Origin of the sequence: Herbidospora sakaeratensis, assembly GCF_001570525.1 — a bacterium.
Lineage (GTDB): Bacteria > Actinomycetota > Actinomycetes > Streptosporangiales > Streptosporangiaceae > Herbidospora > Herbidospora sakaeratensis.
In genome coordinates this window covers 21,458-40,078 of record NZ_BBXC01000014.1, presented here as the reverse complement: position 1 = coordinate 40,078, position 18,621 = coordinate 21,458, and the positions used below count along the sequence as shown (strand labels likewise).

The following is an 18,621-nucleotide window of genomic DNA, read 5'->3' as shown; positions in this document are numbered from 1 at the left end:
CCGGTGTCAGATCGAGGTCGCCACGGTCAGGTCGGGTGAGAGGAGCCGCATCGTGGCCGGGCCCTCCCGGCGCGCGGTGACCAGGTGCAGGCACTGGACGTCGCCGCCGGCGGGGTCGCCGATCCCGGCCAGGCACACGCACGGGTCCTGGGTGAAACCGGCGAAGCGGTAGGCGATCTCCATCATCCGGTTGCGGTCGGTGGGCCGGAAGTCGGCGGCCAGGTGCACGCCGGCCTGGGCGGCCTGGTCGACCAGCCAGTTCAGCAGCACCGTCCCGGCGCCGAAGGCGACCACCCGGCAGGAGGTGGCGAGCAGCTTGAGCCGCCACACGCCGGGGTGGCGCTCCAGCAGCAGGACACCGACCGCGCCGTGCGGGCCGAACCGGTCGGTGAGGGTGATGGTGAGGACCTCGTGGGCGGGGTCGGCCAGCAGCCCGCGCAGCACGCGGTCGGGGTAGTGGACGCCGGTGGCGTTCATCTGGCTGGTGCGCAGCGTGAGCTCCTCGACCCGCGACAGGTCGTCGTCGTCGGCCCGCCGGATCTCCATCACCAGGTCGAGCGAGCGCAGGAAGTCCTCGTCGGGACCGTCGAAGGACTCCTGCTCCTCCGTGCGCAGCGCGTTGGCCCTGTACATCTCGCGGCGGCGGCGGGCGTCCACGGTGACGACCTCGGGGCTGAACTCCGGCAGGCCGATCAGGGAGAGCACGTCCTGCTCGGTGTAGCAGCGCACCTCGGGCGCGTGGTAGTTCACCTCGGCCCGCTCGGTCGGGGTGTCGTCGACGAAGGCGACGGTGCTCAGCGCGAACTGCAGGTCCCTGGCGATGCCCATGACGGCGTCGGACTTGCGGCCCCAGCCGATGCGCGGGACGAGGAAGTACTCGGCGACGCCGAGCTCCTCCAGCTTCTTCCAGGCCAGGTCGTGGTCGTTCTTGCTGGCGACCGACTGGAGGATGCCGCGGGAGTCGAGCTCCACGATGACGGCGCGCACCTCGTCGGGCAGGCGGACGTCGCCGTCCTCCAGGAGGGTGCCCTGCCAGAGGGTGTTGTCGAGGTCCCAGACCAGGCACTTGACGAGCGTCATGACCGCGTTCCCTGTGGTTGGGAGAGGGCGTGGCCGGCCAGGATGAGCTGGCAGATCTCGTTGCTCCCCTCGATGAGTTCCATGAGCTTGGCGTCGCGGTAGGCGCGCGCCACGACGTGGCCGTCGGTGGCCCCGGCCGAGCCGAGGACCTGGACGGCCGTGGCGGCCGCGTCGGCGGCGTGCCCGGCGCTGACGTGCTTGGCCAGCACGGTCGCGATCACCATGTCGGGCGAGAACGACTGCCAGGCCGCGCTGGCGTGCTCGCACACCCGGGTCGCGACCTGCTCGGCGACGAGGAGGTCGGCGAGGTGCCGGGCGACGAGCTGGTGCTCGCCGATCGGCTTGCCGAACTGCTCGCGCTCGCGGGCGTGCTCGGTGGCCGCCCGCAGGCAGGCCCGGACGATGCCGGTGCAGCCCCAGGCGACCGAGATCCGGCCGTAGGCCAGGGCGGTGGTGAACAACATGGACAGGTCCTGGCCGCCGCCGCCGAGCAGGTGGTCGGCCGGGAGGCGGACCTCGTTCAGCCGGACGTGCCAGTGCCCGGCGGCCCGGCAGCCGAGCACGGGCGTGGAGATCGGCACCAGTTCCACGCCGGGCGCGGTCACCGGGACGGCGACCACGCCGCCCGCCTCCCCCATCCGGCCGAGGATCATGAGCTGGTCGGCGTACCGGGCGCCGGTCACCCACTTCTTCTCGCCGGTCACCACGACGTCGTCGCCGTCGCGCCGGATCTCCGTGCGCATCGCGCCCAGGTCGCTGCCGGCGCCGGGCTCGCTGAAGCCGACGGCGGCCAGCTGCCCGCTGGTCAGCTCGGTCAGGTAGCCCTTGCGCTGGGCCCGGTCGCCGAAGCGGGACACCATCCAGGCGGCCATGCCGTGCGAGGTCATGATGCTGCGGGTGGAGCTGCACAGGCTGCCGACGTACGCGGTCAGCTCGCCGCTCTCCCGGCTGTCGAGGCCCAGGCCCCCGAAGGCCTCCGGCACCTCGGCGCAGAGCAGGCCCCGGGCGCCGAGGTCGCGCAGCAGGCCGACCGGCAGTTCGCCGGTCAGGTCCCACTCCTCGGCCCGGTCGCCGATGAGGTCGCCGATCAGGGCCCGGTCGTCCAGGACTGCCGTCTCAGGCATCGCCGGCCTCGTCGGACAGGCGCAGCACGAGCGCGGCCATCACCTGGGCGGTGCGGAAGTTGTCGATCTTCAGCTCGGGTCCGATGATCGCGACGTCGTAGGTCGACTCCAGGTGGACGACCAGCTGCATGGCGAACATCGAGGAGACCAGGCCGGAGGCGAAGACGTCGTCGGCGGGCCCGACCTCGGTCTTGGTCTTCTCCGACAGGTAGGCGGCCAGTTCCTTCTCGAGGTCCTCGGCCGTCAGGGTGGTGGTCCGGTCGGTCATGACGTCACTTCCGCGTAGTCGTAGAAACCCTGGCCGGACTTGCGGCCGAACTTGCCGGCGCGGACCAGGTCGAGCAGGAGGTCGCAGGGTCGCGCGCCGGGGTCGCCGGTGCGCGCGTGCAGCACGTTGAGGGAGTCGACGAGGTTGTCGAGGCCGATCAGGTCGGCGGTGCGCAGCGGGCCGGTCGCGTGGCCGAGGCAGCCTTCGAGGAGGCCGTCGACGACCTCGACGGGGGCGACGCCGTCCTGCACCAGCCGGGCCGCGCTGTTGATCAGCGGGTGCAGCACCCGGTTGATCACGAACCCGGGGGCGTCGTTCACCACGAGGCAGGTGCGCCCGAGGGCGGTGAGCAGCCCGGTGACGGCCGTCATGGCGGCCGCGCCGGTGCGGGGGCCGCGGATCACCTCGACCATCTCGATCATGTACGCCGGGTTCATGAAGTGCACCCCGACGAGCTCCTCCGGACGGGCCACCGAGGACGCCATCTCGTCGATCGGGATGCATGAGGTGTTGGAGATCAGCAGGGTGCCGGGCCGGACGATCGCGGAGACCTCGGCCAGCACCTTGGTCTTGGTCTCCGGCAGTTCGGTGACCGCCTCGATCACGGTCGTGGCGTCGGCCGCGGCCGTCAGGGACACGCCGGTCACCAGCTTCGGCACGTCGCGCCCGGCCGGCAGACGGCCCATCAGCTGGGCGTGCCGCAGCTTGAAGGCGACCGTCCTGGCGGCCTCGGCCAGCACCTCCTCACTGACGTCGACGAGCACGACCGGGACGCCGTGGCCGAGGGCCAGCGCGGTGATGTTGGTTCCCATCACCCCGCCGCCCACGACCGCCAGGCGGTGGCCGGGTAAACGAGGGCTCATGTACGGCTCCTTCACAGGTCGGTAAGCCACTGGTTGATCGCCTCCGCGGTGGATTCCGCGTGGTCGCCCATCATCGAGAAGTGGTCGCCCGGCACGTCGGCGACGACGGCGGGGCTGGTGAAGAACGCGGCGTCCGGCGGGGCGACGACCGGGAACCCGTCCGGGGTGTCGGCGGCCCGCAGGTGCAGGATCGGGATCGCGGTCGCGGGCAGGTCCTGCCAGCGCAGCGACAGGTAGTGGACGGTGGCGGTGAGCCAGGTGTCGTCCTTGGCGTAGTCGGCCGTCAGCGCCAGCGTCGTGTCGAGGAAGCCGGGCCACTCGCCGGAGAAGCCGTCGGGGCCGACGGCCGGGGTGTCCAGCAGCACGATCCCCTCGGGCGCCCGCCCGGCCTTCTCCAGCCGGGTCGCGAGCGCGTAGGCGACCAGGCCACCGGTGGAGTGCCCGGCGAGCACGAACGGCCCGCCGGGCAGCTGCCCGGCCAGCACGTCGACGAGCGCCTCGACGTCGGCGGGCAGCGGTTCCCCGCCGAGGAAGCCCGGTTCCCGGAGCACGGTCACGTCGCGCACGCCCTGGAACCCGGCGGCGATGCGGGCGTACTCGCGCACGCCCGACCGGCCGAAGAACGAGGTGAGGAAGACCAGCCCGGGAGCGCCGGGGCCGCGGGCGACGTGCAGCGCGGCGGGCGGCGGTCCGGCGTCGCCGGGGCCGTGGAAGGTCGGCCGGAACGCGGCCAGCCCGGTGATCAGCCGCACCGCCTCGGCCGACCGGCCGGTGCGGGCGGCCTCGGCGTACAGGCCGCTGAGGGAGGTGCCCGGTTCGGCGGCCGGGGCGGCGACGGCGAGCTCGGCGCGCAGGTGCCGGGCGAGCAGGCCGGGGGTGGCGTGGTCGAACACCAGCGAGCCGGGCAGCCGCAGGCCGGTCGCCGCGTTGAGGGCGTCGCGGAACTCGATCGCGGTCAGCGAGTGGAAACCCTGCTCGATGAAGCCGAGGTCGGGGTCGACGGCCTCGGGCGAGTCGTGCCCGAGGACGGCGGCGGCCTCGGCCCGGACCAGGTCGGCGAGGATCCGGTCGTGCTCGGCGGGCGGGGCGGCGGCCAGGCGGTGGGCCAGCGGGCTTTCGTCACGGGAGGCGGCCGGGGTCTCCCGGAGGGCCCGCGCGGCCTCGGGGACGCCGCCGACGAGCGGGCTGGGCCGGCGCAGGGTGAAGACAGGGACGAACCGCTCCCAGTCGATGTCCGCGACCGTGACCAGGCCGTCGTCGCCGTCGAGCGCCTCGGCCAGGTGGCCGATCGCCCGGTCGGGGTCCATCGCCCGGACGCCCATCCGGGCCATCTGGACGGCGGCCTCGCCGGCCCCCATGCCGTCGCCGCCCCACACGCCCCAGGCGACCGACGTCGCCGCCAGGCCGCGGGCGCGGCGGTCGGCCGCCAGGCCGTCGAGGTGGGCGTTGGCGGCCCCGTATCCGGCGAGCAGGCCGCTGCCCCAGGTCGCCGAACCCGAGGAGAAGAGGACGAAGGCGTCCAGATCGGCGGTCAGTTCGTCGAGCAGGGAGGCGGCGACGGCCTTGGGGCCGAGGACGTGGGCCAGGTCGTCCGTGGTGAGGTCGCGCACCGGGCGGTCGAGGGAGACGCCGGCCGCGTGGAAGACCGAGCTCAGGTCGGGGATGCGGGCGAGCACACCGGTCAGCTGGGCGCGGTCGGCGCCGTCGCAGGCCAGCACGTCCACGGAGGTTCCCAGGGCGGCCAGGTCGGCGGCGAGGGCCGCCGCGCCCGGCGCGGCCGGGCCGGAGCGGGAGGTCAGCACCACGTGCCGGGCGTCGCGGCCGGTCGCCCACCGGGCGACGCGGGAGCCGATCGAGCCGGTGCCGCCGGTGACCAGGACCGTGCCGCGCGGCCGCCACGGCGTGCCCTCGGCGGCCGGTCCGGCCGGGACCATGCGCCGGCCGAGCAGGCCCGCGTCGCGGATCGCGACCTGGTCCTCGCCCCGGGCGGCCAGCACCGCGCGCAGCCGGGCCCCGGCACGTTCGTCGAGCCGGTCGGGCAGGGCGACCAGGCCGCCCCACTGGTCGGGGTGCTCCAGGGCGATCACCCGGCCGAGGCCCCAGACCTGGGCCTGGAGGGGGCTCTCCCGGGTGAGCGTCCAGAGCGGGACGCGCACCCCGGCGTCGGCCAAAGCCTGGGCCAGGCCCAGCGTGCCGGCCAGACCGGCGGTCACGGGCGAGCCCGGCAGCGGGGTCTCGTCGAGGGCCAGCAGCGAGACCACTCCGGACAATCCGGGCGGCAGGCCCCGGGCCGCCAGCGCGGCCCGGTCGAGCTCGCCGGCGGCCACCTCGGCGACCGTCACCTCGGCGCCGCCCGCCGACAGGGCGTGCACGCAGTCGGCCACCAGGTCGCCGGCCGCCCCCGACGCGGGGGCCACCACGAGCCAGGCCCCGCCGGGCGCGGCGGGCGCGGGTTCGGGCAGCGGCGTCCAGGCGACCCGGTAGCGCCACGACGGCGCCGCCGGTGTGACGGGCTGCGGCAGCAGCCAGTAGGGGGTGCGCCGGAAGGCGTAGGTGGGCAGGTCGACGCGGGAGGCGGCCGGCCGGACCCGCGTCCAGTCGACCGGGACGCCGCGCACGTGGAGGCGGGCCAGCGCCGCCGTCACGCTCGCCGGGGCGTCGGCGCCGGGGCGCAGGAGGGGGACGAACTCGGGGGCCAGGCCCATCGCCGACAGGGTGGCGTCGGGGCCGACCTCGACGACGGTGCGCACGCCCCGCTCCGCCATGGCGGCGACGGCGTCGGCGAACCTCACCGGCCGGCGGGCCTGGCCGGTCCAGTAGTCCGGTCCCGGGTCGGTGACCGGGGCGCCGTGCAGGGCGCCGATCCACGGGACCGAGGGGGCGGCGTGCCGCAGCTTGGCGGCGAGCTCGCCCAGTTCGGCCAGGATCGGGTCCATGTGGGCCGAGTGGAAGGCGTGGCTGACCCGCAGGCGGCGGACCCGGCGGCCCTTCGCCCGCCACTCGTCGACGACGGCCTCGACCGCGTCCTCGTCGCCGGAGACGACCACGGACGACGGGCCGTTCACGGCGGCCAGGGAGACGTTCTCCAGGTCGATCTCGTGCTCGCCCGCCTCGACGGCGGCCATCGCGCCGCCGGTCGGCAGCGCCTGCATCAGCCGGGCCCGGACGGCCACCAGCGCGCAGGCGTCCTCCAGGGTGAGCACCCCGGCCGCGTGCGCGGCGGCGATCTCGCCGACCGAGTGACCGGCCACCGCGTCGGGGACGACCCCGGCGTCGGCCAGCAGCGCCAGCAGGCCGGTCTGCACGGCGAACAGGCCGGTCTGGGCGTACACGGTCTGGTCGGCCCGGTCGTCGGCGGCCCGGCCGAGCACCACGTCGGCGATGGGCAGCCCGAGCATGACCTCCAGCAGGGCGCACGCCCGGTCGAAGGCGCGGGCGAACACGGGGCTGGCGGCGTGCAGGTCGCGGCCCATCCCGGCCCGTTGCGCGCCCTGCCCGGCGAACACGAACCCGACCCGGCCCGCGTCGGAGGGCGTGCCGGAGACGACGCCCGGGGCCGGCCGGCGTGCTTCGAGCGCGGACAGTCCGGCCAGCAGTTCGGCCCGGTCGCCGCCCAGGGCCACCGCCCGGTGCCCGAAGGCGGATCGGGTGGTGGCCAGGGACCACCCGAGGTCGGCGGCGCCGAGGTCGGGGCGGGCCCGCACGTGCGCGGCCAGCCGCGCCGCCTGCGCCGTCAGGCCGTCGGCGGTGCGGGCCGACAACGGCCACACCGCCGGTCCGCCGGCCAGCACGGGGTCGGCCGGCTCGCGGGGCGCGGGCTCCGGGGCGGGCGGCGGCTCCTCGATGATCACGTGGGCGTTGGTGCCGCTGATGCCGAAGGCCGACACCCCGGCCCGGCGGGCCCGGCCGTTCGCCTTCCACGCCACCGGCTCGGTGAGCAGCCGGACGTCGCCGGCCGACCAGTCGACGTGCGGGGTCGGCACGTCGGCGTGCAGCGTCGCCGGGAGCAGGTCGTGCCGCAGGGCCAGCACCATCTTGATGACCCCGGCCGCGCCCGCCGCGGCCTGGGTGTGCGCGATGTTCGACTTCACCGAGCCGAGCCAGAGCGGCCGGTCCCGGTCCCGTCCGTACGCCGCCAGCACCGCCTGCGCCTCGATGGGGTCGCCCAGCACGGTTCCGGTGCCGTGCGCCTCGACCGCGTCGACGTCCGCGGCGGTCACCCCGGCGTTGGCGAGGGCGGCGCGGATCACCCGCTGCTGCGAGGGTCCGTTGGGGGCGGTCAGGCCGTTGGACGCGCCGTCCTGATTGACCGCGCTGCCGCGCACCACGGCCAGCACCGGGTGGCCGTTGCGGCGGGCGTCCGACAGGCGTTCGACCACCAGCACGCCGGCGCCCTCGCCCCAGCCGGTGCCGTCGGCCCCGGCCGCGAACGACTTGCACCGGCCGTCTCCGGCCAGCCCCTGCTGGACGGCGAACTCCGCGAACGCGGCGGGGGTGGCCATCACGGCCACGCCGCCCGCCAGCGCCAGCGAGCACTCCCCCGACCGGAGCGACTGCACCGCCAGGTGCAGCGCCACCAGCGACGACGAGCACGCCGTGTCGACCGTGACGGCGGGCCCCTCCAGGCCGAGCGTGTAGGAGACCCGGCCCGAGATCACGCTCATGGCGTTGCCGGTCATCAGAAAGCCCTCGGTGCCCTCCCCGGCCGCGCCGAGCCCGTAGCCCGAGGCGGACGCCCCGGCGAAGACGCCCGTCCGGCTGCCGCGCAGCGACTCGGGGTCGATCCCGGCGTCCTCCAGCGCCTCCCACGCGGTCTCCAGGAGCATGCGCTGCTGGGGGTCCATCGCGAGGGCCTCGCGCGGGCTGATGCCGAAGAACCCGGCGTCGAAGCCGGCGGCGTCGTACACGAAACCGCCCTCGCCCGCCGTCAGGCCCCAGCCCCGGTCGGCGGGGAAGGCCCCGACCGCGTCGGCGCCGCTGACCAGCAGGTCCCAGAAGTCCTCGGGCCGCCGCACCCCGCCGGGGAACCGGCACCCGAGGCCCACCACGACGACCGGGTCGGCGGCGTCGGCCGGCGCGGCCGTGACCTCGGCCGGGGTCTCCGGCACGACGCCGAGCAGTTCGGCCCGCAGGAACCGCACCGCCTCCTGCGGGTTCGGGTGGTCGAACACCAGGGTGGCCGGGAGGCTGCGGCCGGTGGCCGCGTTGAGCCGGTCGCGCAGCTCGACGGCGGCGAGGGAGTCGAAGCCGAGGTCGCGGAACGCCCGGCCCGGCTGGACGACCTCGGCCGCCTCGGCCGGGTCGTAGCCGAGGACGGCGGCGGTCTCGGCCAGCACGAGCTCGGTCAGGATCCGGTCCTGTTCGGCGGCCGGGACGGCGGCCAGCCGCTCGCCCAGCGGGCCGAGGGTGGTCGCCGGGGCCGGGACGCCGGCCGGGACCTCCCGGGCCAGCGCGCCGAGGAGCGGGCTGGGGCGGCGCAGCGTGAAGACCGGGACGAAGGTGTCCCAGTCGATGTCGGCGACCGTGACCAGTTCGTCGCCCGCGTCGAGCGCGGCGGCCAGGGCGGCGACGGCGCGGTCGGGGTCCATCGTCCGGACGCCGCGCCGGGCCATCTGCGCGCCGGTGCCGGCGTCGCGCGAGCCGAGCCCGCCGCCGCCCCACAGGCCCCAGCTGACCGAGGTCGCGGCCAGGCCCCGGGCCCTGCGGTTGGCGGCCAGGCCGTCGAGGTGGGCGTTGGCGGCGGCGTACGCCGACTGGTGCCCGCCGCCCCAGACGGCGGCGATCGAGGAGAACAACACGAACGCGTCGAGGTCGAGCCCGGTGGTGAGCTCGTCGAGATGGGTCGCCCCGGCGGCCTTGGGGGCCAGCATCGCGGCGAGGTCGTGGTGGCCGCCCGACTCCAGCGCGCCGCCCCTTTCGCCGCCCGCGGTGTGGAAGACCGAGGTCAGCGGCGGTCCTCCGGCGGCGATCCGGGCCAGCAGCCCGGCCGTCTCCGTCCGTTCGGCGACGTCGCAGGCGATCACCTCGGCCCGGGTCCCGGCCTCCGCCAGCTGGGCGGCGAGCCGGGCCGCGCCCTCGGCCGCCGGGCCGGACCGGCTCGACAGCACGACGCGCGCCGCGCCACGACCGGCCGACCAGCGTGCCACCCGGCCGCCGATCGCGCCGGTGCCGCCGGTGACCAGGACGGTGCCGCGCGGCTCCCACCGGGTTCCGCCGCCCGGCCAGGGGTCGCGGACCAGTCGGCGGGCGGTGATGCCGGAGCCGCGGATCGCGACCTGGTCCTCTCCGCGTTCGGCGAGCATTCCGGCCAGCCGCGCCAGGTCCCGTTCGGCCGGCTCGGGCGGCAGGTCGGCCAGGCCGCCCCACCGGTCGGGGTGTTCGAGCGCGGCCACCCGTCCGAGCCCCCAGATCTGGGCCTGTACGGGGTCGGGCACGCCGTCCCCCGGCCAGGCCGCGACCGCCGACCGGGTCAGCACCCACAGGGGCGCGTCCACGCCCGCGTCGCCGAGCACCTGGATCAGGCCCTGGGTGGCGGCCAGCCCGGCCGAGACCGGGGGGAGGCCCGGCAGCGCCGCGTCCTCCAGCGCCAGCAGCGACACCACCCCGGCGACCGCGACCGTCCGGTGCGGGGCGAGCAGCGCGGCCAGCGACGCCCGGTCGGCGTCGCCCTCGGCGGCCACGACCTCGATCGGGTCCGCGCCCCGGCCGGTCAGCGCGCGGGCGCAGCGGGCGGCCAGGGCACGACCGGCCGCGCCGGTCACGATCAGCCAGGTTCCGGTCAGCGCGGCGGGCCCGGGATCGGCGACCGGCTCCCAGGCGACCCGGTAGCGCCAGTCGGCGACCGCCGCCGCCTCGCGGTCGCGCCGCCGCCACGAGGCCAGCACCGGCACCACTTCGCTGAAGGGCCGCCCCGCGTCCACGTCGAGCGCCCCGGCCAGGCCGGTCAGGTCGCCGTGCTCGACCGCGGCCCAGAAGCGGGCCTCGGCCGCCGTGCCGCCGCCGGTCTCCGGCGGCCCGGCCGTCATCGGGTGCTCGGGCCAGAACCACTGGTGCTGGAAGGCGTAGGTGGGCAGGTCGGCCCGCCGCCCGGCCGGGAGGACGGCGGGCCAGTCGACCCGCACGCCCCGGACGTACGCCTTGGCGAGCCCGGTGAGCACCGCCTCGGCGGCCGGGAGGGCCGGGTTCAGCACCGGGACGAAGTGGGCGTCCCCGTCGAGGACCGCCCCGCCCATCGCCGACAGGGTGCCGTCAGGGCCGATCTCGACGAACACGGTGACGCCCTGGGCGGCCATGGTCGTGAGGGCGTCGGCGAAGCGCACCGGCCGCCGCGCCTGGGCAGCCCAGTATCCGGCGTCGGGGGCCGGGAGCTGCTCGCCCGACAACGCGCCCACCCACGTGAGCGCGGGCGGGGCGTGCTCCAGCCGGGCCGCGACCTGGCCGAGTTCGGCCAGGACCGGGTCCATGCGGGCGGAGTGGAAGGCGTGGCTGACCCGCAGGCGGCGCACGCGGCGGCCCTTCGTGCGCCACTCGTCGACGACGGCGTCGACCGCGTCCTCGTCGCCGGAGACGACCACCGAGCGCGGGCCGTTCACGGCCGCCAGGGAGACGTTCGCCAGGTCGATCTCGTCTTCGCCCGCCTCGATGGCGGCCATCGCGCCACCGGGCGGGAGGTCCTGCATCAGCCGAGCCCTGGCCGCGACCAGGCGGCAGGCGTCCTCCAAGGTCAGCACCCCGGCCGCGTGGGCTGCGGCGAGCTCGCCCACCGAATGACCCGCCACCACGTCGGGCGTGATCCCGGCCGCCTTCAGCAGGGCGACCAGGCCGACCTCAAGTGCGAACAGGCCGGTCTGGGCGTACAAGGTCTGGTCGGCCACGTCAGCGGCGGCGTCCCGGATCGGCACGCCCAATTCGGCCTCGATCAGGCCGATCGCCTCGTCGTAGACCTCCGCGAACACCGGCGAGGCGGCGTACAACTCCGCGCTCATGCCCGCCCTCTGGGCGCCCTGACCGGCGAAGACGAAGCCGATCCGGCCCAGGCGGCCCGCCGGGACCTCGCCCGTGACCACCCGGCTCGCCGACCGGCCGGTGGCGACGGAGTCGAGGCCGCTCGCGTGGTCGGCCAGGACCGCCGCGCGGTGTTCGAAGGCCGAGCGGGTGGTGACCAGCGACCAGGCCACGTCGGCCGGGTCGAGGTCCGGCCGGGCGGCGACGTGGGCGGCGAGCCGGCCGGCCTGGGCGGCCAGGCCCTTCGCCGACCGGGCCGACACCAGCCAGACCGGCGGCCCGGCCGGGAGCACCGGCACCCGCGCGGGGGCGGCGGGCGCGTCGGCGGCCGGGGGCGGTTCCTCGATGATGACGTGGGCGTTGGTGCCGCTGATGCCGAACGCCGACACGCCGGCCCGGCGCGGGCGTTCGCCCTCGGGCCACGGCTCCGGCTCGGTGAGCAGCCGGATGTCGCCGGCGTCCCAGTCGACGTGCGGCGACGGCTCGCCCGCGTGGAGGGTGGCCGGGAGCAGGCCGTGCCGCAGCGCGAGCACCATCTTGATGACCCCGGCGGCCCCCGCCGCGGCCTGGGTGTGCGCGATGTTCGACTTCACCGAGCCCAGGAGCAGCGGGCGGTCGCTCGGCCGGTCCTGCCCGTACGTCGCCAGCAGCGCCTGCGCCTCGATCGGGTCGCCCAGCACGGTGCCGGTGCCGTGCGCCTCGACCACGTCCACGTCGGCGGCCGACAGGCGGGCGGCGGCCAGCGCGGCCCTGATCACGCGCTGCTGCGAGGGTCCGTTGGGGGCGGTCAGGCCGTTGGACGCGCCGTCCTGGTTGACCGCGCTGCCGCGTACCAGGGCCAGCACCGGGTGGCCGTTCCTCCGGGCGTCCGAGAGCCGCTCCAGCACGAGCACGCCCACGCCCTCGGCCCAGCCCGTGCCGTCGGCGCCGGCCCCGAACGACTTGCAGCGGCCGTCGGAGGCGAGGCCCTGCTGCTGCGCGAACGCCGCGAACGGCGCGGGGGTGGCCAGCACGGTCACGCCGCTCGCCAGCGCCAGCGAGCACTCGCCCGCCCGGAGCGCCTGGGCGGCCAGGTGCAGCGTCACCAGCGACGACGAACACGCCGTGTCCACGGTCGCGGAGGGGCCTTCCAGGCCGAGGGCGTAGGAGACCCGGCCCGCGAGCACGGCTCCGGCGGTGCCGGTGAGCAGGAAGCTCTCCGAGCCGCTGCCCTCCAGCCCGGCGCCGTAGCCCGTGGGGGTGCCGCCGGCGAAGACGCCGGTCTGGCTGCCGCGCAGCGACCTCGGCTCGATGCCGGCCCGCTCCAGCGCCTCCCACGACACCTCCAGCAACATGCGCTGCTGGGGGTCCATCGCCAGCGCCTCGCGCGGGGAGATGCCGAAGAACGCCGGGTCGAAGTCGCCCGCGTCGTACACGAACCCGCCCCGGCCCGTCTCCGTGCCCCAGCCCCGGTTGGCCGGGAAGCCCGACACGGCGTCGGCGCCGGAGACGAGCAGGTCCCAGAGCTGGTCGGGGCCGTTCACGCCGCCGGGGAGGCGGCAGCCCATGCCGACGATCGCGATCGGCTCGCCGTCGGCCACGGCGATCGGCGCGGCGGCCGGACGGTCCGCGGCCTCGCCGAGGAGTTCGGCGCGGAGGTGGCGGGCCAGCCGGTCAGGGGTCGGGTAGTCGAAGATCAGGGTCGCCGGGAGCCGGACCCCGGCGAGGGCCGAGAGCCGGTTCCGCAACTCCACGGCGGTCAGCGAGTCGAAGCCGAGGTCGCCGAACGCGCGGTCGGCCTCGATCGTGTCCGGTGAGGGGTGGTGCAGCACGGCCGCCGCCTCGGCCCGGACCAGGGCGGTGATGACGTCGTGCTGCTCGGCCGCCGGACGGCCGGTCAGGCGGGCGGCCAGGTCGCCCGCCGGTCGGGCCGCCGCCGCGCCTGCCGGGACGAGTGCCCGGACGTCGGGCAGGTCGCGGAGCAGCGGGGCCTGGCCGGGGTCGGTGAGCCCGGCGGCGATGGCGGCCCAGTCCATGTCGGACACGGTCAGCGTGCTCTCGCCGCCCTCGATCGCCTGTCCCATCACCTGGAGGGCCAGGCCGGGGTCCAGCGCCCGGGTCGGCCCGCTGCCGACCCGGTGCCGGACGGTGTCGTCGGACGCGGCCATGCCGCCGCCCGCCCACGCGCCCCAGGCCAGCGAGGTCGCGGCCAGCCCGCGCGCCCGCCGGTGCTCCGCCAGCGCGTCGAGGTAGGCGTTGGCCGCGGCGTAGTTGCCCTGCCCGCCGCCGCCGAACGTGGCCGCCGCCGAGGAGAACAACACGAACGCGGCCAGGTCGAGACCGGCCGTCAGCTCGTCGAGGTGGGCCGCCCCGGCGGCCTTCGCCGCCAGCACCCGCTCCAGACGGCCGGGGGTCATCCGGTCGAGCACGCCGTCGTCGAGCACGCCCGCCGTGTGGACGACGCCCGACAGGGCCGGTCCGTCGGCGGCGATCCACGTGAGCAGCCCGGCGACGTCGTCCTTGCGGGCCACGTCACCGGACACGACGGCCACGGCCGTGCCCTTACTCGCCAGCCGGGCCGCCAGCCCGGCGGCTCCGCGCGCCTCCGGTCCCGACCGGCTCTGCAACACCACGCGGGCGGCGCCCCGGCCGGCCAGCCAGTCTCCGGTGTGCCCGCCGAGCGCCCCGGTCCCGCCGGTCACCAGCACGGTGCCGCGCGCGAGCCGCTCCGGCACGTCCGTCTCCCCGGCCGTGCGGGGCGCGCGGACCAGCCTGCGGGCGCGGACGCCGGCGGCCCGGATGGCGACCTGGTCCTCGCCGCACCCGGCGAGCACTCCGGCCAGGCGGGCACCGGTCCGCGCGTCGAACGTCTCCGGCAGGTCGACCAGGCCGCCCCAGCGGTCGGGGTTCTCCATCGCCGCGACCCGGCCGACGCCGAGCACGTGCGCCTGGACGGGGCGCGTCACCGCGTCGCCGGGTCCGGCGGCCACCGCGCCGCGGGTCGCCAGCCACAACGGCGCGCCGGCTCCCGCGTCGCCGAGCGCCTGGATCAGGGCCACCGTCCCGGCCAGACCGGCGGGCAGCCGGGGGTGGCCGGGCAGCGGCTCCTCTTCCAGGGCCAGCAGGGACAACACGCCCGCGATCGGGGAGGCGGGCAGCAGGGCCGCCAGCGCCTCCCGGGTCAGGTCCCCGGCGGCGACGACCGTCGCGCCCAGCGCCCCGGCGCAGGCGTCGGCCAGGCCCGCGCCGGTCGGGCCGGTCACCACGAGCCAGGGCCGGTCGGGCACCGGCGGCTCCGGGTCGGCGACCGGCGTCCAGGAGACGCGGTAGCGCACGTCGGACGCGCGGGCCTCCTCGCGCTCGCGCCGCCGCCACGACGCCAGCACCGGCAGCACCTCGCCGAAGGGCCGGTCGGCGTCCACCATCAGCGCGTCGCTCAGCCCCGCCACGTCGCCACACTCGACCGCCGCCCAGAACCGGGCCTCCGTCTCCGAACCGGGAGCGGCGGCGACGGGACCGGGCACCGGCCAGAACCGCTGGTGCTGGAAGGCGTAGGTGGGCAGGTCGACGCGCCGCCCGGTCGGCAGGACGGCCGCCCAGTCGACCGCCACGCCCCTCACGTGGGCCTCGGCCAGCCCGGTCAGCACGGCGCGGCCCGCCGGGAGGGCGGGGTTGAGCATCGGGACGAAGGGGGCGTCCTGGGTGAGGGAACCCATGGCCGACAGGGTGCCGTCGGGGCCGATCTCGACGAAGACCGTGACGCCCAGGCCGGCCATCGTGGTGACCGCGTCGGCGAACCGGACCGCGCCCCGGGCCTGCTCCGGCCAGTAGCCGGGTTCCGGCGCCGTCACGAGCTCGCCCGACGACGTCGAGGCCCACGGCACGAGCGGCCGGGCGTGCGCCAGACCTGCGGCGACCTGGCCGAGTTCGGTGAGGACCGGGTCCATGCGGGCGGAGTGGAAGGCGTGGCTGACCCGCAGGCGGCGCACCCGGCGGCCCTTCGCGCGCCACTCCTCGACGACGGCGTCGACCGCGTCCTGGTCGCCGGAGACGACCACCGAGCGCGGGCCGTTCACCGCTGCCAGGGAGACGTGTTCCAGGTCGATCTCGTCTTCGCCCGCTTCGATGGCGGCCATCGCGCCGCCGGGCGGGAGGTCCTGCATCAGCCGGGCTCTGGCCGCGACCAGGCGGCAGGCGTGCTCCAGGGTCAGCACCCCGGCCGCGTGGGCGGCGGCGATCTCGCCCACCGAGTGACCGGCGACCACGTCGGGCGTGATCCCGGCCGCCTTGAGCAGGGCGACCAGGCCGACCTCTAAGGCGAACAGGCCGGTTTGGGCGTACAAGGTCTGGTCGGCCACGTCGGGGGCGGCGTCGCGGATCGGCACGCCCAATTCGGCCTCGATCAGGCCGATCGCCTGGTCGTAGACCTCCGCGAACACTGGCGAGGCGGCGTACAACTCCGCGCTCATGCCCGCCCTCTGGGCGCCCTGACCGGCGAAGACGAAACCCACGCGGCCCGGACGGGCCTGCCCCGAGAACACGCCGGGGTGCGACCGGCCGGCGGCCAGCGCCGCCACCCCGTCGAGGAGTTCCTCCGTCACGACGGCGCGGTGGTCGAGCACGGAGCGGGTGGTGGCCAGGGACCAGGCGACGTCCACCGGGTCTGACCCGCCCGCGACGGCGGCCAGCCGGCCCGCCTGGGCGGCCAGCGCGGCTTCGGTGTGGCCGGAGACCAGCCAGACGGGCGGGATCCCGGTCAGCACCGGGGTGCGGTCGGCGGGCTCCTTGGGGGCCTCGCCGGCCGGGGGCGCCTCCTCGATGACGACGTGCGCGTTGGTGCCGCTGATGCCGAACGCCGACACCCCGGCCCGGCGCGGGGTCGCGCCCGCCGGCCAGGGCACCGCCTCGGTCAGCAGGCGGGCGTGGCCCGCGCTCCAGTCGACGTGCGGGGACGGCTCGCCGGCGTGCAGGGACTCCGGGAGCAGGCCGTTGCGCAGGGCCAGCACCATCTTGATCACCCCGGCCGCGCCCGCCGCCGACTGGGTGTGGGCGATGTTCGACTTCACCGAGCCCAGCCAGACCGGGCGGTCCTCGGGCCGGTCCTGCCCGTACGTCGCCAGCAGCGCCTGCGCCTCGATCGGGTCGCCCAGCACCGTGCCGGTGCCGTGCGCCTCCACGACGTCGACGTCGGCCGCCGTCAGCTGGGCGCTCGCCAGCGCGGCCCTGATCACCCGCTGCTGCGAAGGGCCGTTGGGGGCCGACAGGCCGTTGGACGCGCCGTCCTGGTTCACCGCGCTGCCCCGCACCACGGCCAGCACCGGGTGCCCGTTCCTGCGGGCGTCCGACAGGCGTTCCACCACCAGGACGGCGGCGCCCTCGCCCCAGCCCGTCCCGTTGGCCCCCGCGCCGAACGACCGGCAGCGCCCGTCGGAGGCGAGGCCCTGCTGCAGGGCGAAGCCGATGAACGAGCCCGGCGTCGCCATCACGGTCACGCCGCCGGCCAGCGCCAGCGAACACTCCCCCGACCGGAGCGACTGCACGGCGAGATGCAGTGCCACCAGCGACGACGAGCACGCGGTGTCCACCGTGACGGCGGGCCCCTCAAGCCCGAGGGTGTACGACACCCGGCCCGAGATCACGCTGGCCGCCGTGCCGGTCAGCAGGTAGCCCTCCGACCCGCTGCCCTCCAGCCCGGTCCCGTACCCGAGGAAGCTGCCGCCCGCGAAGACGCCGGTCCGGCTGCCGCGCAGCGACCTCGGCTCGATGCCGGCCCGCTCCAGCGCCTCCCACGACGTCTCCAGCAGCAGCCGCTGCTGCGGGTCCATGGCCAGCGCCTCACGCGGCGAGATGCCGAAGAACGCCGGGTCGAAGTCGCCCGCGTCGTGCACGAACCCGCCCTGGGCCGCCGGGGAGCCGTCGTCGAGCCCGAGCGCGCCGAGCATCGCGGTGTCCCAGCCCCGGTCGGCCGGGAAGCCCGTCACGGCGTCGGTGCCCGAGACGAGCAGCTGCCAGAAGTCCTCCGGGCTCCGGACCCCGGCCGGGAACCGGCAGCCGATCCCGACGATCGCGATCGGCTCGCGCAGGGACGCCATGAAGCGTTTGTTCTGGCGGCGCAGGCGCTCGTTGTCGACCAGCGACCCGCGCAGCGCCGCGACCAGGTCTTCCGTCTCAGATGCCACCGTGGGCTCCCGTTTCCGTCTCGTCGGCCCGGTCGCGGGCCATCTTGATGAGGTCGGCGACGTCCATGTCCTGGATGCTCACGGACTCCTGCTCCGGTTCCGGCGCGGCGGCGGGGGCCCCGGCCAGTTCGAGGATCGGGTCGAGGAGCCCGGCGCTCTTCAGCAGGGCGAGCGGGACCGAGGACAGCAGCTTCCTGAGCTCGGCCTCTTCGGCGTCCTCCGGGCTCTCGTCGCCGGACGACGGGAGGAGCTCCGACCGGAGGAACCGGGCCAGCCCGGCGGGGGTCGGATAGTCGAAGACCAGGGTCGCGGGCAGCCGCTGCGCGGTGGCCATGGACAGCCGGTTGCGCAGTTCGACGGCGGTGAGGGAGTCGAAGCCGAGGTCCTGGAAGGCCTGCCCGGCGCCGACGGAGTCCGGGGAGTCGTGCCCGAGCACGGCGGCGACCTCGGCTCTGACCAGGTCGGTGAGGATGCGGTCCTGCTCCCCGGCGGGCTGGGCGGCCAGCCGGGTGATCAGCTCGGCCGGGGCGACCGGCTCGGGCCCGGCCCCGGCGGCCGGGGCGAACGCCCGCACGTCGGGCAGCTCGCGGAACAGCGGCACGTGCCGCAGGTCCCCCATCGCGGCGGCGGCCTGGGCCCAGTCCATGTCCATCACGTTCAGCGCGGCCTCGCCGGTCTCCAGCGCGCGGCCCAGCGCCCGCAGCGCGAGCCGGGGGTCCATCGCGCGCAGCGGCCCGCGCCCGACGCGGCGGCGGACCGCCGCGTCGGCCTCGGCCATGCCGCCGCCGGCCCAGACGCCCCAGGCCACCGACAGACCGGCCAGGCCGCGGCCGCGCCGGTTCTCGGCCAGCGCGTCGAGGAAGGTGTTGGCGGCCGAGTAGTTGCCCTGGCCGGCGCCGCCGAAGGTCGCCGTGGCCGAGGAGAACAACACGAAGGCCGACAGGTCGAGGTGGGCGGTCAGTTCGTCGAGGTGGACGGCCCCGCCCGCCTTGGGCGCCAGCACGCCCTCCAGCCGGGCCGGGCTCATCCCGTCGAGCACGCCGTCGTCGACCACGCCGGCGGTGTGCATCACGCCGGTCAGCGCGGGGCCACCGGCGGCCGTCCAGGCGAGCAGGCCCGCGACG

The 18,621-nt window shown here is 76.5% G+C and carries 6 protein-coding genes; all 6 read right to left on the bottom strand.

What is annotated here, in order from left to right; all coding sequences use genetic code 11:
• Window positions 1-6: 6 nt before the first annotated feature.
• Complete coding sequence (locus tag AW271_RS23035; RefSeq protein WP_062339548.1) at window positions 7-1,080, bottom strand: HAD-IIIC family phosphatase; 1,074 nt, start codon at window positions 1,078-1,080, stop codon at window positions 7-9.
• Window positions 1,077-2,204, bottom strand: a complete 1,128-nt coding sequence (locus AW271_RS23030; RefSeq protein ID WP_083977093.1) for an acyl-CoA dehydrogenase family protein — start codon at window positions 2,202-2,204, stop codon at window positions 1,077-1,079. Before AW271_RS23030 ends, AW271_RS23035 begins: the two co-directional genes overlap by 4 nt.
• A complete protein-coding gene (locus tag AW271_RS23025; protein WP_062339546.1) occupies window positions 2,197-2,472 on the bottom strand; it encodes an acyl carrier protein in 276 nt (91 codons plus the stop codon). The genes AW271_RS23030 and AW271_RS23025 overlap by 8 nt, the downstream gene beginning before the upstream one ends.
• On the bottom strand, window positions 2,469-3,335 hold the full coding sequence (locus AW271_RS23020) for a 3-hydroxyacyl-CoA dehydrogenase family protein (protein ID WP_062339872.1): 867 nt from the start codon (window positions 3,333-3,335) through the stop codon (window positions 2,469-2,471). The genes AW271_RS23025 and AW271_RS23020 overlap by 4 nt, the downstream gene beginning before the upstream one ends.
• An 11-nt stretch (window positions 3,336-3,346) precedes the next feature.
• Window positions 3,347-17,497, bottom strand: a complete 14,151-nt coding sequence (locus tag AW271_RS23015; RefSeq protein ID WP_062339544.1) for a type I polyketide synthase — start codon at window positions 17,495-17,497, stop codon at window positions 3,347-3,349.
• The coding region (locus tag AW271_RS23010; RefSeq protein WP_169806387.1) for a beta-ketoacyl reductase at window positions 17,487-18,621 on the bottom strand (1,135 nt) is incomplete at its 5' end. The genes AW271_RS23010 and AW271_RS23015, both read right to left, overlap by 11 nt.